The sequence below is a fragment of the Delftia sp. Lp-1 genome, from assembly GCF_020523835.1.
Taxonomy (GTDB): Bacteria; Pseudomonadota; Gammaproteobacteria; order Burkholderiales; family Burkholderiaceae_C; genus Comamonas; species Comamonas acidovorans.
On the sequence record NZ_JAJALJ010000001.1, the window covers coordinates 3,084,875 to 3,109,516 of the forward strand.

At 65.5% G+C, this 24,642-nt stretch carries 31 protein-coding genes and 2 pseudogenes; 7 read left to right on the forward strand and 26 right to left on the reverse strand.

The window, feature by feature from the left end:
* Positions 1–20: 20 nt before the first annotated feature.
* Entirely contained in the window at positions 21–185 is a 165-nt protein-coding gene (locus LGR64_RS13820) for a hypothetical protein (protein ID WP_157760081.1), read from the forward strand.
* Positions 186–230: 45 nt separating this feature from the next.
* On the opposite strand, the pseudogene LGR64_RS13825 reads toward LGR64_RS13820, so the two are convergent.
* Positions 231–479 (reverse strand): annotated as a pseudogene (locus LGR64_RS13825) (hypothetical protein); the annotation flags it as partial.
* 141 nt (positions 480–620) lie between these two features.
* On the opposite strand from LGR64_RS13825, the gene LGR64_RS13830 reads away from it, so the two are divergent.
* Positions 621–860, forward strand: coding sequence for a hypothetical protein (locus tag LGR64_RS13830; protein WP_141441621.1), 240 nt, complete (start codon positions 621–623; stop codon positions 858–860).
* Between the two features lie 190 nt (positions 861–1,050).
* Entirely contained in the window at positions 1,051–1,419 is a 369-nt protein-coding gene (locus LGR64_RS13835; protein WP_088165045.1) for a hypothetical protein, read from the forward strand.
* A 130-nt stretch (positions 1,420–1,549) separates the two neighbouring features.
* On the opposite strand, the gene LGR64_RS13840 is transcribed toward LGR64_RS13835, so the two are convergent.
* The 24 genes and pseudogenes from LGR64_RS13840 to LGR64_RS13955 form a co-directional block, all read right to left on the reverse strand.
* Entirely contained in the window at positions 1,550–1,873 is a 324-nt protein-coding gene (locus LGR64_RS13840; RefSeq protein ID WP_141833224.1) for a bacteriocin, read from the reverse strand.
* Between the two features lie 218 nt (positions 1,874–2,091).
* Entirely contained in the window at positions 2,092–2,433 is a 342-nt protein-coding gene (locus LGR64_RS13845; RefSeq protein WP_230355794.1) for a hypothetical protein, read from the reverse strand.
* Positions 2,434–2,725: 292 nt separating this feature from the next.
* Positions 2,726–3,022, reverse strand: a complete 297-nt coding sequence (locus LGR64_RS13850; RefSeq protein WP_017406814.1) for an addiction module antidote protein — start codon at positions 3,020–3,022, stop codon at positions 2,726–2,728.
* Positions 3,023–3,024: 2 nt separating this feature from the next.
* Positions 3,025–3,327 (reverse strand): type II toxin-antitoxin system RelE/ParE family toxin, encoded by a 303-nt coding sequence (locus LGR64_RS13855; protein ID WP_198819482.1) that lies wholly within the window; start codon positions 3,325–3,327, stop codon positions 3,025–3,027.
* Between the two features lie 85 nt (positions 3,328–3,412).
* On the reverse strand, positions 3,413–4,165 hold the full coding sequence (locus LGR64_RS13860) for a 4'-phosphopantetheinyl transferase family protein (RefSeq protein ID WP_230355796.1): 753 nt from the start codon (positions 4,163–4,165) through the stop codon (positions 3,413–3,415).
* Between the two features lies 1 nt (position 4,166).
* Positions 4,167–4,601 (reverse strand): hypothetical protein, encoded by a 435-nt coding sequence (locus tag LGR64_RS13865; protein ID WP_026062752.1) that lies wholly within the window; start codon positions 4,599–4,601, stop codon positions 4,167–4,169.
* A gap of 47 nt (positions 4,602–4,648) precedes the next feature.
* Positions 4,649–5,044, reverse strand: a complete 396-nt coding sequence (locus LGR64_RS13870) for a hypothetical protein (RefSeq protein WP_071955351.1) — start codon at positions 5,042–5,044, stop codon at positions 4,649–4,651.
* A complete protein-coding gene (locus LGR64_RS13875; RefSeq protein WP_230355797.1) occupies positions 5,041–6,300 on the reverse strand; it encodes a beta-ketoacyl-ACP synthase in 1,260 nt (419 codons plus the stop codon). Before LGR64_RS13875 ends, LGR64_RS13870 begins: the two co-directional genes overlap by 4 nt.
* Positions 6,297–7,040 (reverse strand): 3-ketoacyl-ACP reductase FabG2, encoded by a 744-nt coding sequence (locus LGR64_RS13880; protein ID WP_097202601.1) that lies wholly within the window; start codon positions 7,038–7,040, stop codon positions 6,297–6,299. Before LGR64_RS13880 ends, LGR64_RS13875 begins: the two co-directional genes overlap by 4 nt.
* Positions 7,037–7,516: a hotdog family protein gene (locus LGR64_RS13885; RefSeq protein WP_230355799.1), complete on the reverse strand. Its 480-nt coding sequence runs from the start codon at positions 7,514–7,516 to the stop codon at positions 7,037–7,039. The genes LGR64_RS13880 and LGR64_RS13885 overlap by 4 nt, the downstream gene beginning before the upstream one ends.
* A gap of 12 nt (positions 7,517–7,528) precedes the next feature.
* Positions 7,529–8,740 (reverse strand): beta-ketoacyl-ACP synthase, encoded by a 1,212-nt coding sequence (locus LGR64_RS13890; protein ID WP_230355801.1) that lies wholly within the window; start codon positions 8,738–8,740, stop codon positions 7,529–7,531.
* The gene (locus tag LGR64_RS13895) at positions 8,737–9,381 is read right to left on the reverse strand and encodes a DUF3261 domain-containing protein (RefSeq protein WP_230355803.1); all 645 of its coding nucleotides are present in this window, start codon (positions 9,379–9,381) and stop codon (positions 8,737–8,739) included. The genes LGR64_RS13890 and LGR64_RS13895 overlap by 4 nt, the downstream gene beginning before the upstream one ends.
* Positions 9,378–10,627 (reverse strand): annotated as a pseudogene (locus LGR64_RS13900) (NAD(P)/FAD-dependent oxidoreductase). The gene LGR64_RS13895 and the pseudogene LGR64_RS13900 overlap by 4 nt, the downstream one beginning before the upstream one ends.
* Positions 10,628–10,641: 14 nt before the next feature.
* Positions 10,642–13,017: an MMPL family transporter gene (locus tag LGR64_RS13905; RefSeq protein WP_230355805.1), complete on the reverse strand. Its 2,376-nt coding sequence runs from the start codon at positions 13,015–13,017 to the stop codon at positions 10,642–10,644.
* A gap of 9 nt (positions 13,018–13,026) precedes the next feature.
* Positions 13,027–13,731 (reverse strand): outer membrane lipoprotein carrier protein LolA, encoded by a 705-nt coding sequence (locus tag LGR64_RS13910; protein WP_230355807.1) that lies wholly within the window; start codon positions 13,729–13,731, stop codon positions 13,027–13,029.
* Complete coding sequence (locus tag LGR64_RS13915) at positions 13,728–14,168, reverse strand: acyl-CoA thioesterase (RefSeq protein WP_017406826.1); 441 nt, start codon at positions 14,166–14,168, stop codon at positions 13,728–13,730. The genes LGR64_RS13910 and LGR64_RS13915 overlap by 4 nt, the downstream gene beginning before the upstream one ends.
* A gap of 23 nt (positions 14,169–14,191) precedes the next feature.
* Positions 14,192–15,169, reverse strand: a complete 978-nt coding sequence (locus LGR64_RS13920; protein ID WP_088165055.1) for an LpxL/LpxP family acyltransferase — start codon at positions 15,167–15,169, stop codon at positions 14,192–14,194.
* Positions 15,166–15,930, reverse strand: a complete 765-nt coding sequence (locus LGR64_RS13925) for a glycosyltransferase family 2 protein (protein WP_198819474.1) — start codon at positions 15,928–15,930, stop codon at positions 15,166–15,168. The genes LGR64_RS13920 and LGR64_RS13925 overlap by 4 nt, the downstream gene beginning before the upstream one ends.
* Entirely contained in the window at positions 15,927–17,693 is a 1,767-nt protein-coding gene (locus tag LGR64_RS13930) for an AMP-binding protein (protein ID WP_230355809.1), read from the reverse strand. The genes LGR64_RS13925 and LGR64_RS13930 overlap by 4 nt, the downstream gene beginning before the upstream one ends.
* A 7-nt stretch (positions 17,694–17,700) precedes the next feature.
* A complete protein-coding gene (locus LGR64_RS13935) occupies positions 17,701–18,252 on the reverse strand; it encodes a hypothetical protein (RefSeq protein WP_088165058.1) in 552 nt (183 codons plus the stop codon).
* A 14-nt stretch (positions 18,253–18,266) separates the two neighbouring features.
* Positions 18,267–18,527, reverse strand: coding sequence for an acyl carrier protein (locus LGR64_RS13940; protein ID WP_230355811.1), 261 nt, complete (start codon positions 18,525–18,527; stop codon positions 18,267–18,269).
* Positions 18,528–18,565: 38 nt separating this feature from the next.
* Positions 18,566–18,826 carry a phosphopantetheine-binding protein gene (locus LGR64_RS13945; protein WP_128422704.1) on the reverse strand — a complete coding sequence of 87 codons (261 nt, stop codon included), beginning with the start codon at positions 18,824–18,826 and terminating at the stop codon, positions 18,566–18,568.
* Positions 18,819–19,589: a lysophospholipid acyltransferase family protein gene (locus tag LGR64_RS13950; protein ID WP_088165511.1), complete on the reverse strand. Its 771-nt coding sequence runs from the start codon at positions 19,587–19,589 to the stop codon at positions 18,819–18,821. Before LGR64_RS13950 ends, LGR64_RS13945 begins: the two co-directional genes overlap by 8 nt.
* Positions 19,582–20,403, reverse strand: coding sequence for a beta-ketoacyl synthase chain length factor (locus LGR64_RS13955; protein ID WP_328511972.1), 822 nt, complete (start codon positions 20,401–20,403; stop codon positions 19,582–19,584). The genes LGR64_RS13950 and LGR64_RS13955 overlap by 8 nt, the downstream gene beginning before the upstream one ends.
* Before the next feature lie 720 nt (positions 20,404–21,123).
* Here LGR64_RS13955 and cysC point away from each other — a divergent pair.
* From cysC to LGR64_RS13975, 4 genes are all read left to right on the forward strand, one after another.
* On the forward strand, positions 21,124–21,810 hold the full coding sequence (gene cysC, locus LGR64_RS13960) for an adenylyl-sulfate kinase (protein WP_328511973.1): 687 nt from the start codon (positions 21,124–21,126) through the stop codon (positions 21,808–21,810).
* A complete protein-coding gene (locus LGR64_RS13965; RefSeq protein ID WP_099733941.1) occupies positions 21,807–22,442 on the forward strand; it encodes an aspartyl/asparaginyl beta-hydroxylase domain-containing protein in 636 nt (211 codons plus the stop codon). Before cysC ends, LGR64_RS13965 begins: the two co-directional genes overlap by 4 nt.
* Positions 22,435–23,595 carry a sulfotransferase family protein gene (locus tag LGR64_RS13970; RefSeq protein WP_230355812.1) on the forward strand — a complete coding sequence of 387 codons (1,161 nt, stop codon included), beginning with the start codon at positions 22,435–22,437 and terminating at the stop codon, positions 23,593–23,595. The genes LGR64_RS13965 and LGR64_RS13970 overlap by 8 nt, the downstream gene beginning before the upstream one ends.
* 78 nt (positions 23,596–23,673) lie before the next feature.
* Positions 23,674–24,018, forward strand: coding sequence for a hypothetical protein (locus LGR64_RS13975; protein ID WP_230355815.1), 345 nt, complete (start codon positions 23,674–23,676; stop codon positions 24,016–24,018).
* Between the two features lie 45 nt (positions 24,019–24,063).
* On the opposite strand, the gene LGR64_RS13980 is transcribed toward LGR64_RS13975, so the two are convergent.
* On the reverse strand, positions 24,064–24,633 hold the full coding sequence (locus LGR64_RS13980) for a helix-turn-helix domain-containing protein (protein ID WP_026062195.1): 570 nt from the start codon (positions 24,631–24,633) through the stop codon (positions 24,064–24,066).
* Between the last annotated feature and the right edge of the window lie 9 nt (positions 24,634–24,642).

Here is a 24,642-nt window from a genome sequence, read left to right on the forward strand (position 1 = left end):
CAAGCTGACATCGATCCGAGGTGATCGGACAGCTATTTTTCGAGATGGCCGCGGCCGAAGGCGCGCAGATCGAAGCTGCGAAAAAGCCGGATGACTCAGGGCTCAAGGCAAGGGACCTGAGCGCCGCTCAAAAGTGCACTGCGGAGCTGCTTGAGCACCTGCAGCGCAAGCACTCCCTGGAGTGAGCCTGCGCCGAAGCGTCATCGCGCGGCCGCCGGTCGCGTCTGCCATCAGCGCACCACCCCGGGCCACGCATCCCGCATCAGCCGCTCGGCCTGAATCAAGGCATGGCTGGCATCGTAGGAACCCTCGCAAGCCCAGCCCCTGCCTCGGGCCTCGTAAGCAATGCGAGCCAGCTCTCCCGCTCGCTCGTCAGCGCGGCGCTGCAACTCGGCAAGCAGATCGAGGGCGCTGGTGTCTGGCGCGCACTGTCCGGCAGCGACGCGAGCATTGGCAGCCGCACGGTGGGCGGTGATGTAGCTGCCGGCCTGCATCGTCTGCACGCGGCGGGTGTCCAGCACGGGCAGCGTACTCTTCAATGTCTGGAGCTTGGACATAAGGATGCCGCCTGCCTATGGCCGCCAGTTAAGATGCATCTTTAAACATACTGGGATAAATTTTTGAACAATGAACGTATGGATGTGCTCGCCGGTGAACTGAGCGCGCTGGCCACTGTCGTGGTGCGGCTGATTGAGACCATCACACCTGAGCAAGCGGCCCACGCTCATGAGGCGCTTCTGATTGACCGAGACGCCATCCGCATCGGAACTTCTACCGGTGGCCCAGAGTTGGAGCTCGCGACAACCGAACGCGCTCTTGACAACTACCTTTCCCTGCTCATCGACGTAGCAGAGAGCTGAGCGATTCGGCGGCGAGTGCCGTTGCACACTCGCAAGCCTCGCATCCCCCATGCCATCCATGCTTTGCATAGATGCTTCTGGTGGCGGCGGAAACAAAAAAAGCCACCCGAAGGTGGCGCAACCACTGTGCGAACATGTGTACTCCCCCGGTCTGGGATGAGTCACTTAATGTTCTCTATAGACTGGTCCGATGACCGAGCCATTCGACCACGCCGATACAAACGCCATCCGGCTGCGGCTACGCAGCTACGAGGAGCGTTGCACGCTACTGTTGCGCGCAATCGGCGACAACAAAACGGTCACCGCACGGGTCGAGCAGATCAGGGACCAATACATCGCGCTCAAAAGAGATCTCAAGGCCGATGCCGCTGCCACGCGTCGCGCCGGGAAGGACCCAGCTTGCGCAGTTGCTGCATTTTTTTCCCCTGCAGTTAATGAGGCAGCTCTGCACCTGAAGCCAACCTCCGGCTCTCATCCGATAGCGGGAAATTGGTTGTCTGCGGTGTATGACGCGCGGGTTGATATCTGCCACTACCTCGCGCAGCTTGACCGCAACTGACCCCGCAGTGTCAGCGGGGTCACTGCAAAAAAACCTACCAAGGCAAGCCAGGGTAGGTAACTGCTGGACGGATCCAGCAGGGGAGGGATACGAAGCGTATCAAGAAGAATTTATGGCAGGTAGGACGCCTTCAGGCCTCACGCGCTACTGTCGCCATACCCGCTGCCTCTCCGGCTCCAGCGCCTATCAAGCCTCCAAGGGCGCCGCCAACAAAAATGCCTGCAGGGCCAGCAGCTACGGCGCCGACTCCCGCCCCCACCACTGCGCCAACCATCATGAAGCCGGCCACCATGGTTGACTTTGATTCCCGGGCTGACTCCTCTTTGGTCATCCGAATCTGCGCCGAGGGATCAGGATCTTGCGAAGGCACACCATGCCCCTGAACGGCCTGCTCAGCAAGATCCGGGTCAACGGGCCGTCCCAGCAGGTACTTAAGCGAAATCGATGAAGTCATGGCGCTCTCCTCAGAGATGAGGAAGATAGAAGCACCTCGCCTCACCTTCGTTGTACTCCCTGCTGCTCACTCGCACCTGTGGTCCAGACAGCCGGCGCGGCGTAAGGGAAGGCGCTCTCCCGCCTTCGCAACATCCATTCGCTCTGTACCCGGAAAAACAAAGCCCGCGGGCATTGCCAGCGGGCTAGTGATCTTTAGGGGCGTGTTACCCCATCGCTTCAATGTCTTGCCAGACTCACCGCCTGGGCTGCAACCACCTTCAGGCCCTTCATCAGCTTCAGCGCGGCGATGGTGCTGCAGCGGGCGCGGTCCACATGCTCGCCAATGTGCTCGGAGATCAGCATGCCCTCGGCTTCGTGCGGCACTTCACGGGTGCCAAAGCCCTTGCAGGTCTCGCAGATCGCCATCTTGCCCAGCTTGACGCCGCCACAGCCTGGGCACTTGCGGTCGCACCACCACAGCAGCACGTCGGTCAGCTTGGCGCGGGCATTCTTGATGCCCTGCGCCAGCACCCAGGGCATGAAGCCGGCGTGCGTGTCCACCAGGCGGCCGTAGGTCACCCCCCTTCACGTCGATCTGTATTCGGTAGGTACCGGAGGCAGTTTCTTGGGCTTTACCATGGGGGAGAAGTGGGGGAAATTGGGGGCAAACGTTGTGCAAACATGTATTTCCGCTGCACATGCCACTCTTTGGAAAAATCATAATTTTTTGATTTGCATGACTTTATTCGACATGCACACATACAAACACAGCTATTCGGTTCCTTTCTCCGGCACCAAACAAGAAGCCCCAGATTCGCAAGAGTCTGGGGCTTTTTCGTTGGGCACTCTGAGTGCATTCCGGCAACAATGATCAGGTGCGGATAGGCTGAGCTACCAGACGCACGCCAAGAGCGCCACAGACGCGACGGATGGTGTCAAACCGAGGCTGGCTGCCCGGCCGCAGTGCCTTGTACAAAGCCTCCCGGGTCAGACCGCTGGCACTGGCTATCTCGCTCATGCCGCGCGTGCGTGCGATCACGCCAAGGGCATGGGCCAGTTCGGAGGGGTCATCTTCTTCCAGCACCAAGGACAGATAGGCAGCCACGTCCTCATCGGTTTTCAGGTGCTCGGCCATGTCAAAGGTGGGAAGGTCAGCAATCTTGGTCATGGTCAGTTCTCCAGGGTCTTGGACAGGGCAATTGCAGCCGCAATGTCCACCTGCTGGGTTGCCTTGTCGCCACCACCCAACATAACTACCAGCACATCGCCGCGCTGCACGTAGTACATGCGCCAGCCAGGACCGAAGTCCTCGCGCAGCTCATGCACCCCGTCACCCACCGGCTTGCTATCGCCAAACAGGCCGCGCTGTACTTTGTCCAGACGCTTGGCCAGGCGGATACGCGTCACCGTGTCCCGAAGGCCAAACAGCCATGCATCAAACTCAACGGTGCGCTTGACGACAAACTGACTCATTGTAATCGTTCGTTAACACAAGAAGCTAACGGCCAAACCACCCCGGTGGTCAGAATTTCTGCAGCTGGGCATGTGTCTTGTGCCATCAGGCCAGCACGACAAGTTGCCAATCCGCAGCGGGCTGCCACTGCACTTCTTCGCTTCCTGATATAGCCACCTCGGGCAGGGGCCCAGGCATGCAAAGCGCCAGGCACACGGCCTGTGCATCGCAATCCCGGCCTTGCCACAGGCGGCCGTGGGCCAGGGGCTGCCGGGCCGTGTCGAGCGCAGCGGAGGCCGGTGCCCACGCAAGCTGCCGCATCCGGACAAAGTCCAGGCCCTGGCCCAGGCTCTTGAAATAGGCCTCCTTCAGGCTCCACAGCTGCACCAGGCTGTGCTGCAGGCGGGCTCCGTCCTGCGCCTGAAGCCATGCGCGTTCGGGCGGGGAGCACACCATCTCGGCCATGCCATGCACGTCGCGCTGGCGGCGCTCTGCCCGCCGCTCAATGTCCACGCCCACCGGGCCTTGTGCGGCGGCGCAGGCCAGCCAGCCGGCGCTGTGCGAGAGGCTCAAACGGGACTGCACTCCAAAAATGCCACCCTCCCCACCTTGCTCCACGTGGGGTGCAGCATTGCGGGGCGCTGCCAGCCGCCAGGTCGATGCGGCATCGTGCCCGCCGGCCAGCAGCAGGCGCATGGCATAGCGGCAGGCGATGAATTCGCGCTGGCGCGCCTCGCGCATGCCGGCATGGCGCTCCCGCTCCGAGTCCGTCAGCCAGCCCGCAGCCAGCGACTGCGCATTTGCCCACAAGGGCGCCTGCGCACCCACCAGCAAGGCGCAGGCGGCCGGCGCGCTCAAATCACCGGCCTACGCGGGCATAGGTGCCCTTGAAGGTGACGCCGGCCATCACATTGCCTGCACGGCATTCGAAATTGACTGGATCCCGGGTGGATTGCTTCTTGTTGAAGCTGTGCAGGTCCACCACGGCGTTGGCGCCCTTTTGCTTGGCCTTGGCCTCAAAGGCCATCAGGGCAGACAGCGCTGCCCAGTTGCAGGCCGTGGCATCGTCCTTGCCCACGCCGTTGGTTTTCTTGTTGGACACGTCATCGCCCAGCTTTTCGGAGATGGCAGGCGTGCTGGCACCGGACAGGTGAAAGCTCACGCTGCCGTCGAGCTTGCCCTGCTCCAGGCCGAGCTTCACCACGTCGGCCAGCGGCAGCATCACTGCTTCGTTGCGGGCATGTACCGCCGTTGCGGCCACCAGCGCCATGGCTGCCAAGATCATCTTTCTCATGGAAACTCCCTCTCTGTAAAAAAGCCTGGAACAGGGACAGCGATGGATTACGGGGTACTGATTTTCTTCATCAGATTCCGGACCCAGCGGTTGTAGTTGGGATGGATCTCCCGCTTGCCATCGCCTTCCGAGTAATTCAGATTCACGCTGTGCAGATAGCTGATCCGGTAGGTATCTGTGTTGTAGTGGACCGCGATGTTGACCTGGTGCTTGCCTTGCTTGTCGTAGTGCAGCTCGAGGCGGCCCGGCTCGTCGCCGACCACCATCCAGCCCAGCGACTTTGCCGCCACCACGATGCGATCGTGCAACTGCTGCGTCGTGGTCTCGGGCGAGGCGGTCCACATGACCGCCGGGGGTTCATAGATGTCCGTGCTTCGCGCCACCGCGCTGCCTGCGGCCAGGGCAAGGACCAGGACAATGGCGGCGGTTCTCGTCTGTTTCATTTCACTGGCTCCTGTTGCTTCCAACGTCGAAAAATCAATGAGGTGTTGATGCCGCCAAAGGCAAAGTTGTTGCTCATGACGATATCGGTGTGCAAGGCACGCGGCTCGCCCATGACGTAGTCCAGATCGGCGCAGCGCGGATCGGGTTGCTGCAGATTGGCGTTGGCTGCAAACCAGCCTTCACGCATCATCTCGATGCTCATCCAGGCTTCCAGCGCGCCGCAGGCGCCCAGCGTGTGGCCCATGTAACCCTTGAGGCTGCTGATGGGCACCTGGCTGCCGAGCACTTCGCGGGTGGCCTGCGATTCGGCAATGTCCCCCTGGTCTGTGGCCGTGCCGTGGGCGTTGACGTAGCCGACCTCCGAGGGCTCGATCCCCGCGTCTTCGAGCGCCATGCGCATGGCCTGGGCCATGGTGGCGGCGTTGGGCTGCGTCACATGGGTGCCATCGGAGTTGCTGGCGAAGCCGATCAACTCGGCCCGGATGCATGCGCCCCGGGCCAGTGCATGCTCCAGCTCTTCGAGCACGAAGGTACAGGCTCCTTCGCCCAGCACCAGGCCGTCGCGCCGGGCGTCGAATGGACGTGGCGTGCACTCGGGGCTGTCGTTCTTGACGCTGGTCGCAAACAGGGTGTCGAACACCGCCGCCTGCGTGGCATCCAGCTCCTCGGCCCCGCCGGCCAACATGGCAAGCTGCTTGCCGCTCTGAATGGCCTCGAAGGCATAGCCCAGGCCCTGGCTGCCCGAGGTGCAGGCGCTGGACGTCGTGATGACGCGGCCCGTGGTTCCGAAGAACACGCCGATGTTCACCGCCGCCGTGTGCGACATCATCTTGATGTAGGTGTTGGCGTTGATGCCCTCGGTGCTCTTGTCGGCCATCATGCGGCCGAAGTCGCCGATGGCCGAGGGCGTCCCCGCAGAAGACCCATAGGACACGCCCATGTGCCCGCTTTTGACGAAGGCATTGCCCAGCAGGCCGGCATCGGCCAGCGCCAGCTCGCTGGCGCGCGTGGCCATCAGGGCAACGCGGCCCATGCTGCGCATGGTCTTGCGGTTGTAGTGCGCCGGCAGATCGAAGGATGGCACGGTGCTGCCCAGCCGGGTGCTCAGGCCCTCATAGGCAGCCCATTCCTCCATCACCCGGATGGCCGTTCGCCCGGTGCGCAGTCGCTCCCGCACCGCAGACCAGTCGTGGCCCAGGGGACTCAAGGCGCCCACGCCCGTGACGACCACACGCCGTTTGCTTGCTGCGCTCATCCCACCATCCCTCCATTGACGGAGATGACCTGGCGCGTGATGTACGAGGCCTCGCCGCCCATGAGGAAGGCGACCGCACCAGCCACCTCGTCCACCGTGCCCATGCGGCGCATGGGAATCAGCGCCAAGGCATGTTCGAGCACTTCCTCGCTGACCATTTCCGTGTCGATCAGGCCGGGCGCCACGCAATTGACCGTGATCTCGCGCTTGGCCAGCTCCACGGCCAGGGACTTGGTCGCAGCGATCACCCCGGCCTTGGCCGCGCTGTAGTTGGTCTGCCCCCGGTTGCCCATCAGGGCGGAGACCGAGGCAAGCGTCACGATGCGTCCCGGCTTGCGGCGGCGCACCATGGGCATGACCACCGGGTGCAGCACGTTGTAGAACGCATCCAGGTTGGTATGCACCACGGCATCCCACTCCTCGCCCGTCATGGCAGGGAAGGCATTGTCCCGGGCGATGCCGGCATTGCAGACCACGCCGTAGTAGGCGCCGTGCTGTTCCATGTCGGCCTCAAGCGCCTGAGCGCAGGCAGAGCGGTCTGCCACATCGAACTGCAGCACGCGGGCCTGGCGGCCCAGCGCGGCAATGTCGGCCACAGTCTGCAGGGCCTGCTCGCGGCCGCTGCGGCAATGGACCACGATGTCGAAACCATCGCGCGCCAGGCGCAGGGCGATGGCCCGGCCTATGCCCCGGCTCGACCCTGTCACCAGCACCGTGGCTGGTTGGGCGATTGCACTCATGCTTGTCCAACTCCTTCTTGCTCCAGCGCCTGTATGAATGCGCTGCCATTGTCTGGTTCGTAAACGGATATGCGGGCCTGGGCGAGCACGCTGTCCTCGCCCTGGGGCTGGATGCGGCAATCGAACATGCCCAGGCCATTGGTACCCACCAGTTCGCAGAGCACGCTCACGCGCAGCACGCTGCCCGGGGAAAAATGTGCACGGGCCGCCTGGTACTTGCGCGTGCCAAGCAAAAAACCCAGCTTGACGGGTCGCCCGGCCTGCACCGCCTGCCAGCCAGCCCAGGCGGCCACGGTCTGGGCCATGTACTCCAGCCCCACCCAGGCAGGCATGCCGGCGTCCTGCAGAAACAGGCCATCACGCGGCACGGTGACCTGCGCATGGGCGCTGTCGGCGGATGCATCGAGCAGGCAGTCCAGCAGCAGCATCACGCCGCGATGGGGCACGTAGTTTTCAATCGGTAGAAATGCGTTCATCTCGATGGCTCCTCAGGCAGCGGCCAGCAGCAGGGCGCAGTTGCTGCCGCCAAAGGCAAAGGAATTGCTGAGCACGGCCCGGGGCGCACGCCCCAGCGCCATACCCGGGCGGACCACGGCCAGGGCGGGCAGTTCGGGCGCCTGCTCGCCATCCCACCAGTGCGCAGGAAGCCGGCCCTGCGGGTTGTCGTGCAGCAGGTGCCAGGCCATGGCCGCTTCCAGCGCCCCGGCCGCCGCCAGGGTGTGGCCGGTCAGCGGCTTGGTGGAGCTCACGGGCGTTGCTTCGCCAAACACGCTGTGTATGGCCAGGCTTTCCATGGCGTCGTTGTGCACCGTGGCCGTGCCGTGCAGGTTGATGTAGTCCACGTCACCGGGCCGCATGGCCGCACGCCGCAGCGCCTGCTCCATGGCCTGGATGGCGCCCTGGCCGGATGGGTCGGGGGCCGACATGTGGTGGGCATCCTGGGTCTCGCCCCAACCGGCCAGGCGCACGGGACCCGGTTCACGCGTCAGCAGGAAGAACGCCGCACCCTCGCCCAGGTTGATGCCGCTGCGCCGGGCAGACAGCGGGTTGCAGCGCTTGTCCGACACGGCCTGCAGCGCGCTGAAACCGGCCACGGTGAAGGCGCACAGCGCATCCACCCCGCCGGCCAGCACGGCATCGACCAGGCCGGCCTGCAGCCAGCGCGCGGCCGATGCCAACGCCTTGGCCCCGGAGGAGCAGGCGGTGGAGAGGGTGTGCGCCGGCCCCTGGATGCCCAAGTGCTGGGCCAGAAACTCCGACACATTACCCATTTCCTGCAAGGCGTAGTCAAAGTCCTGCGGGAACCGGCCCTGTGCCTGCCAATGGGCGGCGGCGGCTTCGCCCTCCTGCACGCCGGCCGTGCTGGTGCCCACCACCACGCCCACACGCGCCGGGCCCCAGCGCGACAGGGCCTGCTCCACCGGGCCGCGCACACCCTGGGCGGTGTGCCATGCCAGGGCGTTGTTGCGCGATCGCTGCGGCGGCGGTGCCCAGTCCAGCGTGGGAAGCACCACGTGGGGCGGCAGGCAGCCCATCGGCAGGCGCCGGCCCGGGCTGTAGCGGTCGCTGCACTGCAGGCTGTCGGGGGCCTGGGTGGCGAACAATGCGGCGCGCAGGCTGGCCGCATCGGCGCCCAGGGCGCTGGTGGCTGAAAGGGTTTGCACAAACACGGCCTGTGCCGTCGGGGTGATCAAGGTCATGCGCCCTCCCCTGCATTGGCACAGGGACGCATGCCGCCGGGCGAGGCAACGCGCAGTTGCCAGGCGCCTGCGGCATACACGATCTCGAACCCGTCGCTGCCGGCAGGCCGGATCTCGACGCGCGTCTGCCCTTGGTGAGACAGGCGTCTGGCCGATCCGCTGGGTGTTCCGACCTCTTGCAGCATCCAGGACGCGGGCAAGTCCCGCGCAATGGCGTCCACCGGCCACAGCGCCAGTTGCATGTCTCCGAGCACCTGCGCCGGCGCCAGTTGCGCCGGCCACCAGCGTGACGGCTCGGCCTGCAGTTGCTGCCCATCCCAGACGATTACGCCCACGCGCTGCCCCAGGTGGACCAGCGCCAGGCGCACCGTCTGCGCATCGACCTCCAGCAGCGCGTCCAGTTCCTGCGCGGGTTGGCCAGGCGCCTGTACCACCAGATGCTGCTGCAGCGCCAGCTCGCAGCCCAGCGCAGCCGGCGGCAATGCCAGCCGCGGCGGCGTGGCATCGCCCTGCGGTGCACGCGCCGCAGGTTCGGTGGAGCAGCCTGCCAGCGTGCTGGCCGTGATGATGGCAGCGCACGCCGCAAACAAAGCTGGCGCACGCCGGCGCGCAAAGGCCGGGAAAAGACGCAGCCGCCTCATGCCATCACCCCCTGCGCAGGCTGGCAAAGCTGGCTTAGCACGTTCAAGCGGCGCTCTGGCTCGGCCACATAGGGGTTGCGTCCATCCCAAGCGTAGCCGGCGAGTATGGACGAGATCATGCGGCGGATGTCCGGCGCATGCGACGGGTGGAAGATCACATCCTGGAAGCTGCCGTCGTACCAGCCCTGCACGAACGCACGAAAGGTATCGACACCTGCCTGCAGCGGCTGGGCATAGTCCTGTTGCCAGTCCACCGCCTCGCCCTGCCAGCTGCGGGCGATGCAGTCGGCGGCCAGACTGGCCGACTTCAGGGCAATGGTCACGCCGCTGGAGAACACCGGGTCCAGAAACTCGCCCGCATTGCCCAGCAAGGCATAGCCCGGGCCCCACAGCGCCGTCACATTGGCCGAGTAGCCCGTGAGCGAACGACCCGGCGTGTCCCACCGGGCATTTCGCAGCACATGCGCGAGGCTGGGCGTCTCGGCAATGATGGCGCGCAGGCGCTCGACCTCGGAGCCCGCATAGCGCTCCAGGAATTCGGGCGTGGCGACAACGCCCTGCGAGCAGCGGCCATTGGAAAATGGAATGGTCCAGAACCACACATGCCGGTGCTCGGGATGTACGGAAATCAGGATCTTGTCGCGGTCCATGTCCTGTGCCGCGATGCGATCCTCGACATGCGTGAACAGGGCCGCGCGCACGGGAAAACCGGAGGGCCGCTCCAGCCCCAGCATGCGCGGCAAGATGCGCGCAAAGCCGCTGGCATCCAGCAGATGGCGGGCCTGCACCACATATTCCTCGCCTTGCGGCGTGCGGGCCGTGACCTGCGGCTGGGCGCCTGCCACGTCCACGCCGGTCACCGTATGGCGATAGCGGATCTCGGCGCCCGCCTTCTGGGCGGCATCGGCAAGCACCTTGTCGAAATGGGCGCGCTGCACCTGGTACGTCGTACCCCATCCGCAGGAGAACTTGTCACGGAAGTCGAAGGCCGTGCGCAGATCGCCCCGGGCGAAGGCCGCGCCGTTCTTGTGCTGGAAGCCCGCCTCCACCACGTCCTGCAGCATGCCGGCCTGCTCGATGTAGGCCATGCTTTGCGGCAGCAGGCTCTCGCCAATGGAAAGCGCGGGAACTCTTCCTTCTCCAGGATGAGCACCTGGCGCCCCTGTCGGCGCAGCAGGCCCGCCGCCACGGCGCCGGAGGGACCGGCGCCAATGATCAGGATTTCAGTCTGTTCGGTACGTTGCATGTACGGTGCCTTTTTCAGAGAGGGGTGCCGGCAGGCGCCTGCGGCGGCGCGCGAAACAGCGGCGCCAGCACCAGCACCAGCGGCAGGCCCAGCATCAGCGTGACGCCAAAGGCCCGCAAGGCCGGCGTATGGGACAGGCCCAGCAGGCCGAACGACAGCCAGGTGCTGGCCGCGCCGATCACCACGGCCAGCCAGGCGTGGGGATCGTCCTCGTGCTCCTGCAGGAAGATGCCGTAGTCGATGCCCACGCCCAGCAACAGCATCAGCGCCAGCACGTTGAAAAGCTGCCAGGGCTGGCCCCAGACGGACAGAACCACCGCCACCGCCAGGCTGGCCAGCACGGTGGGCAGCCAGGCTCGCCAGGCCTTGCGGCCAAAGCGCAGCCACAGAGCGGCCAGCACCAGGCCGTGGCCCAGCACCAGCAGTTGCGTCATCGACAGGCGGTAGCGCTGCAGCAGGCCGGAGATCTCGGCTGGCTTGTCCACCCAGACCACGCCCTCCAGCCCCTGCGCTGCCTGCGCCAGCCCCGGCAGTGCGGCCTGACCGGCCACGCCGCGCAGCATGAGCATGCTGCGCCAACGGCCATCGCGCTCGCCCAGCCACAGGGGGCCGGCCGCCGCGGAGATGGACTGCTCCAGCCAGGCCTGCACGGTCAGGGGCTGCACCGGTGCGGCGGCAGGCGCACTGAAAGACTCACCCAATTGGGCATTGATCCCTTGCAGCACCTGGTCCTCGACACGGCGCACCAGGGCCAGATCCTCGCTCTGGCGACGGGCGGAAGGCACCCAGTCGGACACAGCCGTGTAACCGGCAAGCTGACCATGCTGCACCAGCACATCAAGCCGCTGCTTGAGCAGCTCCTCGCGCTGCAGCAGCTCCTGGTCGCTGGCCCCGTCGAGCAGGTAGAACTGGGCCGGACTGGGCAGGCCCAGCATGTCACCCACCTGGCGCTGCTGGGCAACCAGGGCAGGCGCGCCGTTTTGCAGCTGGCGCACATCGTCCTGGATGTTCAGGCGCCCGCCCCACGCCAGCCAGGCCGCCATGGCGGCGCACAGCACCACCGAACCCGGCAGCGCTGCGCGCCAGCGCGGCCAGGCCATCAGGCTCAGGCCTATGCGCCGTGCAGCGGGGCTGGCGGGCATGTGGCCCCGGTCCAGCCAGGGAAACCAGCAGACCACGGTCAACATGGCGGCGGCCAGTCCCACCACGGAGAAAACGGCCATCTGCCGCAGTCCCGGGAAAGCCGCGACGCCCAATGCCAGGTAGGCAATCACGCTGGTGCCCAGCGCCAGCCACAGTGCCGGCAGCAGGGAACGCATCAGCGCATGCGGCGTGCGCCTTGGGGCGCCCTGCCGGGCAGCAAAGTAGTGAATGCCATAGTCCTCGGCCACACCCACCAGGCTGGCGCCGAACACCAGGGTCAGCAAATGCACCTGGCCGAAAAGGGCCGCCGTCACGCTCAGCGCCACCGCCGTGCCGATCAGCAGGGACAGGCCCACCAGGGCCATCGGGCGCACGGCGCGAAATGCCAGCCACGCCAGCAGCAGGACAGCGGCAAGGGAGCCCCAGCCGATGGTGTTGATCTCGCCATGCGCCTGCGTGGCCGCTGCCTCGGCATGCAGCGGTACGCCGGCCATCAGCAGTTGCGCATCGGGCCACTGCCGGCGCACATCGGCCAGGGCCTGCTGCAGCGCGTCCTGCAGCACGGGTTCGCCCGACAGGCGAAACGCCGAACCCGACAGCGCGTACTGCAGCAGCACCCACTGCTGTCCCTGCCCGGCAACCCACAGCTCGCCGTCGCGCGGACGCGCATGGCTTTGCGCAGCGCGCGCCGTCCACCAGGGAGTCCACAGGCCTAGGGGATCACGAATCCAGTCGGTCAACCGCGCCTGCAGACCGGGCTGGTACAGGTCCCGCAGGACCTGCTGCACCAGGACCTCGCCCGGCGTGTGCTGCAGCCGGTCGCGCTGCTGCGGCGTGAGCAGGGACTGGCGCCAGGGCTGGTAGAAATCCAGGGCCGCCTGCATGGAAACCTGCTGCGCCAGCGCCTGCTCGCGCAGCGGCACGGCCGCCTGACGTGAAAGGCTTTGCCGCAACTGCTGTGCGGCCTGTCGGCTGCCGGCCCAGTCGGGCGTACCCAGCAGCACGGTGACCTGGCGCGACAACTGGTCGGCCAGCTGCTGCGTGGCGCGCGTCACCTCGGGCGCCTGTTCATTGACCGGCAGCAGTGCCAGCACATCGGTGTCCATGCGCTGGCCATGCCAGAAATGCCATTGGTGCACGGCCACCACCAGAACGGCCAGCAGCCAGGCCAATGCGGCTGCACGCCACAGAAGGCCGGGACGGTCCTGGCTGCCGGTGTCGTGCGCGGGGGATGGACAAGTGCTCATGGCGCGGGCTCAGTCAAACAGTGCGGCATCCTGCGCACGCAGCGCCTGCTCGGCAACGGGGTTCGCCATCTGGATCTGGCTGCGGTCGCCGCGCGCCTCCTGCAATTGCACGGACTGCACAAACTGCTGGCCGCTCAGGTCCACCGCCTGCAGCCACTGGGCCAGCACGGGGTCGCGCGGCACCAGGTGGAGCCTCCAGCCTGCACCCTGCACCTGGCCGCTGACCTCGAAGTAGTGGGTGAGCTGCGCCAGGTCCGCCGACACCACGGCAAACAGCATGGCATTGATGGTGCGCAGCACGGGCTCGTCCTGCGCGCGCATCTGCACGGCCGTGCTGCCATCGGCGCCGCGCGACAGCAGGCTGTCGGGCCTGACGATCAGCGTCGAGGCAAAGGGCTGGCGCACCTGCCAGGCGATGCCCTTGCCACGTGCCACGACGAAGTCGCCCGAGGATTTGAGCGGCTGCCTGAAGCCCTGCACGGTCTTGAGCTGCGTGAACTGACCACGCACCACAGGCGCGCTCTGCACGCGCTCACGCACCTGGGCCAACAGAGCCTGCTGTGACACTTGGGAGGCCTGGGCGGTCTGGGAACCGTCGCCAACGCCGGAGACACCGGCAGTAGGCGCGGCCTGCAAGGCAGCCGGAAGAGACAAGGTGCAGGCCAGGGCGCAGGCCATGCCCCATGCAGCCAGGCGCGTCCCTCGGGCAGTCATGGCTGCACCCCCAGCCGTTCCCACAGCACGGGAGGGCAGACAAAGCACATCTCGCGCGTGCGCATGTCCACGGCCACCTGGGTGGTGTGGGCCGTGTTCACTTTCTCGCCCGTGGCGGCATCGCTGATCAGGTAGTCGATGCGCAGGCGGTTTTCCCACTCGGTGATGGTGGCCTTGATCCGGAGCTTTTGTCCGAACAGCGCAGGGCGCACGTATTTGAGACGCATGTCCACTACGGGCCAGCCGTAGCCGGAGTCGCGCATGCGGGGATAGTCGTAGTCGAAGTGGGCCAGCAAGGCGCTGCGAGCCAGTTCGAGATAGCGCACGTAGTGGCCGTGGTAGACGATTTCCATCACGTCGATGTCGTAGAACGCCGGCGTGACTTCGATCTCGTAGCTCAGCCGCTCGCGCGAGGCGATTTCCTGGTCAGTGGCCATGAAGGCTCCGCGTGAAGGGCAAATTACCCATGGTTGAGAGGATGCGTGGGTGCAGGTGCAGGCATGCCCTGCTCCCAGAACGGGAAGAAGTTGAACCAGTCATAAGGCGCCTTGCACAGCAGGCGTTCAAGCTGCTGGGCGTAAAGCCGGGCATAGCCGGCCAGCGCCTGCGCGCGCCGCGCACGCGGCAGTTCAACCTGGGCGGCAAGCGGCACGAACTCGACGACATAGCCCCGCCCCTCATGCACGCAGCCCATGAAATACAGCGGGCACTTGAGCAGGCCAGACAGGATGTAGGGCCCGCAGGGGAAGGCGGCCTCATGGCCCAGAAACAGGGCCTGCGTGGTCTTGCTCTCATGCACCGGAACGCGGTCACCGGCAATGGCGATGAACTCCCCGCGCGCCACGCGGTCGGCCAGTGCCATGGCGGTGGCCATGTTGAAGTCCAAGACCTGCAGCAACTGCACCCCGCTGTCCGGCGCCATGCGGCGCAGCAGGCGGTTGAAGCGCTCGGCATGCCGGGTATGCACCAGGATGGTCAGTTGCAGGCCAGGGCATTGCCGGGCCAGGGTCTGGCACAGCTCGACGCAGCCCATGTGCGCGGTCACCAGCACGGCACCCTGCCCGCGGGCCATCAGGTCCAGCAAGGGCTGTTGCCCCTCCAAACGCACGTGCTCGGTGCGGTAGCTGTTCGTTACGGCAAGCAGCTTGTCCAGGATCACCTGGGCAAAGACACCAAAGTGCCGCAGGCCGTGCACCCAGCCCGGCCCGCGCGGCCACAGGCCATGTGCCTGTTGCAGGCGCTGCAGGTACTGCAGGGAAGCGCGCCGCGCCACCGGGCGCGTGAGCCAGTAGTAGCCGACGACTGGATACAGGCACAGCAAAAAGGGCCAGCGGCCCAGCCAGCGGTGAAGCTGGTAGAGCAGCCACATGCCGCCCACGCAGGTGCTTTCACCGATCTGCGCCCAGTGGTGCGGGCTGCGTGTGGAAGGCCCGCTCATGACGCCCCCCGCGTTCGCAGTCGGCGCGCCAACAGTTGCGGGCTGCGCAGCAGCATGCCGCCGAACAGGCGCGCGTGCATGCCGGAGATCCGAAGGTTGTCGCTCCAGACCCTGAAGTGCGACAGCCCATCGGCGGGATAGGTCACGGGCGTGGGCAAGGTCACGAAGGCCACGCCGCGCCAGTGCAGGTGCACCAGCACTTCGGTGTCGAATTCCATGCGCCGGCCCATGCGGGCGCGGTCCAGCACCGCCACCGTGGTCTTCAGCGGATACACGCGGTAGCCGCACATGGAATCGCGAATGTCCAACGACAAGGTGTTGATCCACACCCACACATGGGTGAGGTACCGGCCATAAAGACGCGCCTTGGGCACGCTGGCGTCATAGGCGGGTGCCCCGCAGACCATGCTCCCCGGGTGGGCACGAGCCAGCGCCAGGAAGGCGGGAATGTCACTGACGGCGTGCTGGCCATCGGCATCGATCTGCAGCGCATGCGTGCAGCCCTGGGCCAGCGCGGCGCGCAGGCCGGCCATCACGGCGGCACCCTTGCCCTGGTTGCTTGCCAGGCGCAGCACCTGGACCTGCCCTGCGTGCTGCGCTGCCAGCGCATCCAGCACGGCGGCGCAGCGCGGCTCCGAGCCGTCGTCCACCAGCAGGCACGGCAGGCCGGCGTGCAGGCAGCCCCGGACCATCACGCCCACCGTGTCGGGGTGGTTGTAGACGGGGATCAGGGCCGTGGGACGAAAGTCCGGCGCCCTCATGGCCTGCGCTCCAGCAGGCGGCCACTGGCATGCACGCCCCGCGCGGAACTCAATTCGAACTGCAGGCTGCCTTTCTCGGGCTGCCACTGCAGCTGCATCTGCACCGTATCGCCGGGCAGGATGGGCTGCTGGAATTTGAGCAGTTGCGCGTCGGCAAATCCGTGCTCCAGACCGAAGGCCTGGGTCGCCAGGCTCACCACCCAATGAAGTTGCGCCACGCCGGGCACCAGGGATGCCTCGGGAAAATGCCCTTCCAGCACGCGCAGCCGGGGCTGCACCAGCAGTTGCGCCGTAGCGCGCTGCGCGCTGCGCTCCTGCCATGCCGGCAAGGGAATCACGGGATTGAACAAGGTCAGCAGGCTGTGATGCGTAGTCTTTCCCTGCGCATTCATGGGCATGCGCTCCACATAACGCCAGTGGCGTGGCAAGGCCACGCGGTCCACGCAGGGTTGCAGCAGCGAGCGCAGCGCCTGACCCATGCCGCGGCGGCCCTGCTGCTGCAACGCCTGCCAGCCCGCTTCGCACAGCTCCACCACCATGCCCACGCGCTGCGGCGCGCCGCCAGCGATGCCGCTGGCGCCGGGCGGCTGCTCCAGCACCACGGCCCTGGCCTGCCGGACTCCACCATGGGTTTCCAGAACACGCTCCATGGCGGTCAGAGACACCCTTTTTTCGGCAATCTTCACAATGCGGTCTGCACGCCCCTGCAGCACGAAGCCCAGGCCGTCGGTGCCGGGCAAGGCACGGTCGGCCGTCTCCCACCAAAGCTGCGCATCAGGCAGATGGCGCGAGCGCACGGCAAGAAGCCCGCTGTCCGACAGGCGCAGCTCCACGCCAGGCAGGGCCTGCCAGGATTCGCCGTGTTCTGCGCGGCGGCGCCAGGCGATACCGCCCGTTTCAGAGCTGCCGAAGACTTCGGTGGGCGAATGGCCCAGCAGTTGCAGCGTGTGCTGCGCGGCGCTCTCGGCCAGTGGGCCGCCGGAGGAAAACACGCCGCCCAGCCGCTCCATCGCCTGCGACCAGTCCAGGTGCGTCGGCAAGCGGCCGAGCATGGCGGGGCTCGATACCAGCAGGCTGCGCGGCGCCTGCTGCAGTGGCTGCACCAGATCCTCGGGATAGTGCGCCAGATGCGTGCCCATGGCGCGGCCAGCCGCCAGCGGCCACAGAATGCGAAACAGCAGGCCGTAGATGTGATGGTGCGCCACGGTGGAGAGCACCTGCACGTGCGGCCCCCGCGCCATGCCGACACCGAACACGGCCTGCAGGGCCTGCACTTCGGCATCCAGCTGCGACAGCCGCTTTTCAATGCGCTCGGGCACCCCCGTGGAGCCGGAAGTGAACAGCACGACGCGCGCCTTGTGCATGTCCAGGGGCTGCAGTACCACGCCGTCCGCGCCAGCGGCATCAGGCACCAGGGCCTGGGGCAACTCGCCCGCGCAGGCCGCCACCTGGGGCAGCAGCGCCGACAGCGTGTGCGCATGCAGGTCACTGGCCAGCACCGGCGTCTTGCCCGCGTGCCAGGCGCCCCATAGCGCAGCGGCAAAGGTCAGCGGATTGCCGCAGTACAAGGCCACTTCCGTCCCCTGCACACGCTGGAAGGCCGCGCACCACGCCCGAACAGCATCGACCCATTGCGCATGCGTGAACGCCGCATCCTGCGGCCTTGCAACCACATGCCTTGCGTCCCTGGACTGCGGCAGTGCCACCTGCGCCAATGCCACCCATGCCAGTGCCAGACCTTGTTCGCTCTTTGTGGCCGTCATCCTTGCCTCACACATGTCCATGGCGCCTGCGCACACGCTGGCGCACCAGCCACTCCACCGCCATCAGCAGCCCCATGGCCCCATAGGCGATCAAACCGTTGTACAAGGCCCAGGCCTCGTCGCTGCCATACAGGGCCGTACAGGCCGCCACCGCGCCATTGCAGACAAAGAAGACGCACCACACGGCCGTCACCCGGGCGGTGTAGCGCACGGCTGGCGCAGGCAGATCAGGCTGCCGCAGCCGGGCCAGGCGCTCCACCACCGACGGCGGAAACCACAGGCTCCAGCCAAAGCCGGCCAGCAGCACGGCATTGACCAGCACCGGATAGAACTTGAGCGCCAGGCCATCGCCCTGCCACCACGAGACGGCAGACAGCGCCGCCGCCCCCGCAGCGACCACCCACCAAAATCCTTCGCGGCTGCTGCAGGCACGCGCCAGCGCCAGCACCACCAATGCGGCAGCAATCCAGTGCGCAGCCACACGTCCCAGCGCGGCATAGACGGCCAGCGGATAGAGCACCGTGGCCAGCAGCACAAGGCCTGTCGCGGTTTTGCGCATGGCAGGCGTGTTCCTCAGGAGACGGCGCTGTCTTCTTGCATCAGCTGATGCAGCGCATCCACCACGTCCTGGATGGTGCGCACCGACTTGAAGGCCTCGGCATTGAGCCGCCTGCCGACCAGAGGCTTCAGTTGGACGATCAGATCCACGGCATCAATGCTGTCGATGTCCAGGTCGTCATGGAGCCGGGCTTCGGGCGTGATGCGCTCCGCCTCGATATCGAAGGTTTCCGTCAGGATTTCGACGATGCGTTCGTAGATGGTTTCTTTGTTCATGAAAATGTCTTTGCTGCGGTCTGCGCGTAGGGCCGCACTCAGTGCGTGCGCTGGGCCGCCACGAAGGCAGCAAGCGCCTGAACGCTGCGGAAATGCTGGCGCGTCTGTTCCGAGTCCCCGGACAGGCTCACGCCGAAACGCTTTTGCAGCGCCAGGCCCAGCTCCAGCGCATCGATGGAGTCCAGCCCCAGGCCCTCGACAAACAGGGGCTCGCCCGCATCGATCTGCTGTGGCGTGATGTCCTCCAGCGCCAGGGACTCGATGATGAGTTCTTTGATTTCTTGTTCAAGCTCAGGCACGGGACGGTTCCTTGAATAGTTGTGTGGACAGGTGGTCCGTGACATGTCGGGCCGCCACGGAGTCGCTGGCCGCCCCTTGGCAAAAGGCCTCGATACCGATGTCGTCACGGACTTCGATGAAAAAGTGGGGCTTGCGCGGCGGCACCTGCCACCACGGCGCGCCCTTGGTCAGCATGGGCACGCTGCAGTGGATATGCACCGGCGTGATATCGACGCAGCCCTTCACCGCCACATGGGCTGCGCCGCGCTGCAGCCGGACCTGCCCATGCAGCGGTGTGCGCGTGCCTTCGGGAAAGATGATCAGGTTGTTGCCTGATGCCAGCGAGCGCAGGCAGTCCTGTAGCAGGCCCTCGCCACGGCTGTTGGCAATGAAGCCGGCCGCCCGGATGGGGCCGCGCGTGAAAGGGTTGCCCGCCAGCGCCGCCTTGACGATGCAATCGGCATGGCGAACGAAGGAGATCAGGAACACCACGTCGATCAGCGACGGGTGGTTGGCAAGAATCAGCAGGCCGCGCCGCTGCAGACGTTCACGGCCGCGCACTTCATAGGACAGCACGCCGACGCCCGTCATCAGGGCCACGAACCAGCGCAGGCTGTGATGGATCACCGACTGGGCCGCCAGCTGGCGCGACTGCGGCTGGCGGATGGCCAGCAGCAAGGCCGGATAGACAACGCAGCGCACCACCAGCCCACCCAGGCCGAACACGGCAAAGCACAGGCCGGTGGCCGCCAGGCGCCACTGGCGATTGAGCCACTCAGCCATGAGCGCGCTCCCATCGCCATCCGCCTGCACCACGGCGCTGTGCCGGGCGCTGCGGGCCTGCCAGGGATGCCTGCCCGTCGTGCAACAGAAACTGCAACACCTGCAACCCGTGCGGTAAATGCTGCAAATGCGGCGCGCGGGCCGGCTCCGGCTGCGCGGCGTCCATCCCGGGCTGCCTGCTCAACAGGAACCCGGACTCTCCGGGTGCTGCCCATTGCAGCAAGACCGCCCAGGCGAATACCACCTGGGGCTCTGTATGGAAGCCGTCATACGGAGCAGGCAGTGGCGCGTCGTAACAGACCAGCATGACTTGCGGCGCGCCTTCGTGCAGCAGACCCAATGCTTCCACCATGCCCGCCTCCGGCGCGCAATCGGTGGATGCCACGCACAGTGCATTGGCACGCATGCCTCGCAAAATGGAATGCTGGGCACCAATGCCGTTATGCACCGCCAAGCCGAATGCCGTGGGAGACACCGCCTCTCCCAGCGCCTGCGCCTGCAGCAGGGCAAGCGACTTTTCAGCATCGCCATAGCGCGAGGCCCAGACCACGGGCAGGTCAGCCAATGCAGCCTGCGCCGCAACGGTATCGGCGGGAACAACGGCACATCTGGCCAATGGGCCGAGGCGCCTGCGGGCGATTGGGGGGATATGGGCAAGATCCGGGCGGACCTCGCCCTGTGGCAAGATGGGCTGCCTTGCCCACTGCCGCCACTGGACAGGTTCCTGCAGTCCGGGCGCAAGCGCAGACCACGCCCGAATCGCAAAAACGCGGCGCACGAAAATCTCCCCCCGATGCCTATGTTTGAATGTCACGCCCAGTAGCTACTGGCCGCTGGCTTTAAAAAAACGATGCATTGTAGCTATCGAGGGTAAAAAAATTCTTGTATCTGTTATTTAAATTTGTTACTTGATGCATATTGACAACAGTGACGTCGCCATGATATCCACCAACGGCTGATCGGTGCTTCGCCTGGAGGCGGCGCCTTCCCTCTGCGCCGGAACCGCGCAGCCTCTCACTTTCAAAGTCAGCCCCGAGCAGCCCCCCCCCTCCCCTCCTTCAGGCATGCGGGACAGCGCCGGGCGCCGGACATCTGGAATCTGCAGTCAGTACCTGGTTTCAGCAATATGTCGCGCATATGCATTGAACAGGTTTTCCAACCATTCGTATCAGACGCAGATTTTTCTGCCTTACATTCTTGATACGCACAATGCTATTGATAACAATAAATCAATCACTCACCAAAAACCGACAGCAGCATGCTCAATCGACATAATCAACGACTATTGCAAATGAATTATCAAGAATCATGAGAAATATAAGCATTTACTGATGATTACCAAAAGCACCTCTCTTTTGCGTCATTCCCCTCTGAAGAAGAAAATAAATGACCAATGAAAGCGCTTGAATCCGGTCACACAACGAAAAACCGCCTCAGCAATTTCTTCTTGAAAACTTCTTACAATCCATCGATATTCCCGCCTACCTGATGCGCTCAGCATCCACTCCAGGCCTTTCCTTCCCGTATTGAATCCATGCTGTTTTCCGGCCAGAATCCGCCGCCCGACATACATGACCAACTGTCTTCCGTTTCAAGGCAAGACCGGGAGATACTCCATGGTCATAAAGCGGTTGCGATATGGCTGACCGGACTTTCGGGGTCCGGCAAATCGACCATCGCCAATGCGCTGCAGGCGCATCTGCACGCGGCCGGCCGGCGTACCTATGTGCTGGACGGAGACAACATCCGCAGCCGGCTGAACCGCGATCTGGGCTTTTCCGAAGAAGACCGGGCGGAGAACATACGCAGGGTCTCGGAGGTTGCCCGGCTTTTCGTGGATGCGGGCACGATCGTGATCGCGGCCTTCATTTCCCCTTTCCGTAGCGAGCGCGACACTGCCAGGGCCTTGTTCGACAAGGGTGACTTCCTGGAGGTGTTCGTGGATGTTCCCCTGTCCGTTGCCGAGCGGCGGGACCCCAAGGGCCTGTACAGAAAAGCGCGCCGCGGCGAACTGCGTCAGTTCACCGGAATCGACTCGCCCTATGAACCCCCTGTGGCAGCGGAGCTGACCCTGCGCACGGACCAGCTCAGCGTGGCCGCATGTGTTTCGCGCCTGCAGGCGTTGCTGCTGCACGGGCAGCCGACTGCGCCGGGCACGCCCACCCAGGGCATGGCTCCGCTGATGACCTGTCCCCTGCCACTGGCCAAGGCGCTGCAATGAATGCCAGGCCCGCCCTGCCCTGCGCGCATGAAGACGCCTGTGCCGGCACGCCCCTGTTTGCGCGGCTTGATGCCAGGGTTGCGCTGCAGGCGCTGCGCGACGAGGTGGATGCGCTGCTGTCCTCGCCATGGTGCGACCACGTGAACCACGGCGGCTACGAAGGCGTATGGCGTGTGATGCCGCTGCGCTGCCAGCGCCAGCATGTGGCGGCCCACCCCATTCTCCAGAGCTTCTCCATCGAGGAACCCGAGGAGGATTGGGAGGACCTGCCCCTGCTGCAGCACTGCCCCGCCATACGCCAGGTGCTGGAGCAACTGCAGTGCCCGCTGCGCTCTGTGCGCCTGATGCAGCTGAAGGCCGGCTCCTCCATCAAGCCGCATCGCGACCGTGGGCTGGGCCTGGCGCATGGCCAGGCCCGGCTGCATGTACCCGTGCACACACATCCCGATGTGCAGTTCATCGTGGAAGGCCGCACGATCCCCATGGCCGCAGGGGAGCTCTGGTATTTCAATGCCGATGCCACGCATGAAGTGGTGAACCGGGGCACCCGGGACCGCACCCACCTGGTCATCGACTGCCTTGCCAACGCCTGGCTGGCAGACAGCATCGGCAAGGGACACGCCCATGCATGAGCTGCAGGCGGCCTTTGCCGAACTGATCGCAAGCCCCCGGCAGCACACCCTGTTCCAGCAGGCCAGGAGCATGGAGTCGCTACTGGTGCAACTGCGCCTGCTGTGGTGTCTTCCCGCCTGGAACGATGGTCGCCTCATGCAGGCGCTGCAGCAGTTGAACCAGGCGGCTGCCGTGCCAACTGCCGCACTGCTGGCCGGTGGCTGGCTGCCACACAGGTATGAGGCACGCACGCGCAGCATCCTTTGGTGCATGCCGGACGGCCCTGCTACCGAGCCGTTTCATGACGAGTACATCAGCCGCTGCCTGCAGCGCAGGCTGCTGAACCAGTTCATCCGGCCGCGCACGCCGCTCGCCGGCCTGTGCGCGGAATCCCTTCCCAGGCCCGGGGGCCATCCGCCTGCCGGCTTCATCTTCCACCTCTCGCGCTGCGGCTCCACCCTGGTCTCGGGCTGCCTTTCCGAACTGGACGGCACGCTGGTCCTGTCGGAGCCACCTGTGTTCACCGAGCTGCTGCTGGACAGCTCACTGGACCGGGCGCAAAAGCGCGATGGCACTGCCGGCCTGGTGTCGGCCATCACCGTGGCCGTACCGGGGCGCCGCAACCTGGTGGTCAAGTGGAATGCCTGGGACATTTTCCAGTGGGAGCTGCTGCACGATCTCTACCCCGAGGTGCCCAGCCTGATGCTGGTCCGCGATCCTGTGGAGATCCTGGCCTCACACCACAAACAGGCCGGCCGGCACATGTCGGGCGACCCGTCGCTAGCTGGCGCTGGTCCGGTTTTCTGTTCCGGCAGTGGCAGCCAGCCCGTTGTCTCCATGCTCGACCACCGCGTGCGCGTGCTGCAGGCAATGATGGAGCGGATGCGGGATCTGCACGAAAGCCAGGGCGTTCCTGTGCTGCACTACCGCCAGCTGGATGCCGAAGCCATGGAGCATATAGCCCGGCGCTTCGACCTGCACGCAGGCGAGGCGGCGCGCCAGCGCATCGCCGCACGCCTTCGCCAGCATGCCAAGGCGCTGGACCAGCGCTTCGAGCCTGACGGGCGGGACAAGGCGGCCGTCTTTGGCGAAAGCGAACGCCAGGACATCGAAGCGCGCCTGGGCCCGCTGCACGCACAGCTGCTGCGGCGCGCACAACCCGTGAACGAATAGGCCGCGCCAAAGATCAGCGCCAGCAGCACATGGACAGCGCCCACGGTGTACCAGCCCCGGAAAAGTCTGTCTCGCCTCATGTACACCTCCTCGGTGTGCTCACCCGCCCGCCCTGTGCCCCACATTTGGCAGCGCGTGGCTTTCTGGAGCTTCATTGCAATCTTGGCGTGCGCCCTAGGCACCATTTCCGTGGCGCATCCGGCTGCCACAGCTCTCACAGTCACTGCCTTGGTCAGTTGCGGAGCATGGTCGAAAAACCGCGAGAAAAACAGACTGCAGGCGCTTGCCGCTGCCCGCAACGGCGAGTCGATCTGTGGCTTTACCCGTTCCTTTGATTTGCGCAGCACAGATCCTTTGGTGGTCCGCGCTGTGTATGCACCGCTTCAGTCTGAAGCGGCACCGCAGGCCACCGCATTTCACTGACGACAGTGCCTTGCCCAGAGCACGGCACAGGCCGCTGCAGCGCCCTCAGGAAATCACATTCCGGATGAACCGCGTCACGCCTTCGTGCAGGTTCACATAGGCGTAGTCCTGGGCGCTGCCGTAGATGGCGTAGTCGCCGGCCTCGATGGTCATGGGGCCTTCGCTCAGGTCCACCAGCAGGCGGCCTTCGACCACGACGATCATTTCATGCCAGCCTTCCGGGTCGGGTTCGGCCTGGTAGCGTTCGCCGGGCCCAAGGGACCAGGACCACAGCTGGGCCTCGCGCGTGGCGGGCACGCTGCCCAGCAGCATGGCCTGGCTTTCGGGCCGGGTGCCGCGCCAGGCCATGGCGTCCATGCGCAGGCGCTGCGCGGCCGGGTCGCTGACGATTTCTATGAAGCTGGCGCCCAGCGCGTCGGCCAGCCGATCCAGGCTGGACAGGCTGATGTTGGTGTCGCCGCCTTCCAGCTGCACGACCATGCGCCGGCTCAGGCCTGCGGCCTCGGCCAGGGCCGCCTGGCTCAGTCCTGCACGCTGGCGAAGGCGGCGCAGGTTTTCGCTGACGAAAGCCAGGACATCGGAGCGCTCGCCAGCGCTGTGCAATATATTTCTCATATGATCTGC

Coding starts and splice junctions, on each gene's coding strand:
- LGR64_RS13835 (WP_088165045.1), top strand. CDS start 1,051: ATGACCGAGCCATTCGACCACGCCGATACAAACGCCATCCGGCTGCGG.
- LGR64_RS13840 (WP_141833224.1), bottom strand. CDS start 1,873: ATGACTTCATCGATTTCGCTTAAGTACCTGCTGGGACGGCCCGTTGAC.
- LGR64_RS13850 (WP_017406814.1), bottom strand. CDS start 3,022: ATGACCAAGATTGCTGACCTTCCCACCTTTGACATGGCCGAGCACCTG.
- LGR64_RS13855 (WP_198819482.1), bottom strand. CDS start 3,327: ATGAGTCAGTTTGTCGTCAAGCGCACCGTTGAGTTTGATGCATGGCTG.
- LGR64_RS13865 (WP_026062752.1), bottom strand. CDS start 4,601: ATGAGAAAGATGATCTTGGCAGCCATGGCGCTGGTGGCCGCAACGGCG.
- LGR64_RS13870 (WP_071955351.1), bottom strand. CDS start 5,044: ATGAAACAGACGAGAACCGCCGCCATTGTCCTGGTCCTTGCCCTGGCC.
- LGR64_RS13875 (WP_230355797.1), bottom strand. CDS start 6,300: ATGAGCGCAGCAAGCAAACGGCGTGTGGTCGTCACGGGCGTGGGCGCC.
- LGR64_RS13880 (WP_097202601.1), bottom strand. CDS start 7,040: ATGAGTGCAATCGCCCAACCAGCCACGGTGCTGGTGACAGGGTCGAGC.
- LGR64_RS13885 (WP_230355799.1), bottom strand. CDS start 7,516: ATGAACGCATTTCTACCGATTGAAAACTACGTGCCCCATCGCGGCGTG.
- LGR64_RS13890 (WP_230355801.1), bottom strand. CDS start 8,740: ATGACCTTGATCACCCCGACGGCACAGGCCGTGTTTGTGCAAACCCTT.
- LGR64_RS13895 (WP_230355803.1), bottom strand. CDS start 9,381: ATGAGGCGGCTGCGTCTTTTCCCGGCCTTTGCGCGCCGGCGTGCGCCA.
- LGR64_RS13905 (WP_230355805.1), bottom strand. CDS start 13,017: ATGAGCACTTGTCCATCCCCCGCGCACGACACCGGCAGCCAGGACCGT.
- LGR64_RS13910 (WP_230355807.1), bottom strand. CDS start 13,731: ATGACTGCCCGAGGGACGCGCCTGGCTGCATGGGGCATGGCCTGCGCC.
- LGR64_RS13915 (WP_017406826.1), bottom strand. CDS start 14,168: ATGGCCACTGACCAGGAAATCGCCTCGCGCGAGCGGCTGAGCTACGAG.
- LGR64_RS13920 (WP_088165055.1), bottom strand. CDS start 15,169: ATGAGCGGGCCTTCCACACGCAGCCCGCACCACTGGGCGCAGATCGGT.
- LGR64_RS13925 (WP_198819474.1), bottom strand. CDS start 15,930: ATGAGGGCGCCGGACTTTCGTCCCACGGCCCTGATCCCCGTCTACAAC.
- LGR64_RS13930 (WP_230355809.1), bottom strand. CDS start 17,693: ATGACGGCCACAAAGAGCGAACAAGGTCTGGCACTGGCATGGGTGGCA.
- LGR64_RS13935 (WP_088165058.1), bottom strand. CDS start 18,252: ATGCGCAAAACCGCGACAGGCCTTGTGCTGCTGGCCACGGTGCTCTAT.
- LGR64_RS13940 (WP_230355811.1), bottom strand. CDS start 18,527: ATGAACAAAGAAACCATCTACGAACGCATCGTCGAAATCCTGACGGAA.
- LGR64_RS13950 (WP_088165511.1), bottom strand. CDS start 19,589: ATGGCTGAGTGGCTCAATCGCCAGTGGCGCCTGGCGGCCACCGGCCTG.
- cysC (WP_328511973.1), top strand. CDS start 21,124: ATGCTGTTTTCCGGCCAGAATCCGCCGCCCGACATACATGACCAACTG.
- LGR64_RS13965 (WP_099733941.1), top strand. CDS start 21,807: ATGAATGCCAGGCCCGCCCTGCCCTGCGCGCATGAAGACGCCTGTGCC.
- LGR64_RS13970 (WP_230355812.1), top strand. CDS start 22,435: ATGCATGAGCTGCAGGCGGCCTTTGCCGAACTGATCGCAAGCCCCCGG.
- LGR64_RS13975 (WP_230355815.1), top strand. CDS start 23,674: ATGTACACCTCCTCGGTGTGCTCACCCGCCCGCCCTGTGCCCCACATT.
- LGR64_RS13980 (WP_026062195.1), bottom strand. CDS start 24,633: ATGAGAAATATATTGCACAGCGCTGGCGAGCGCTCCGATGTCCTGGCT.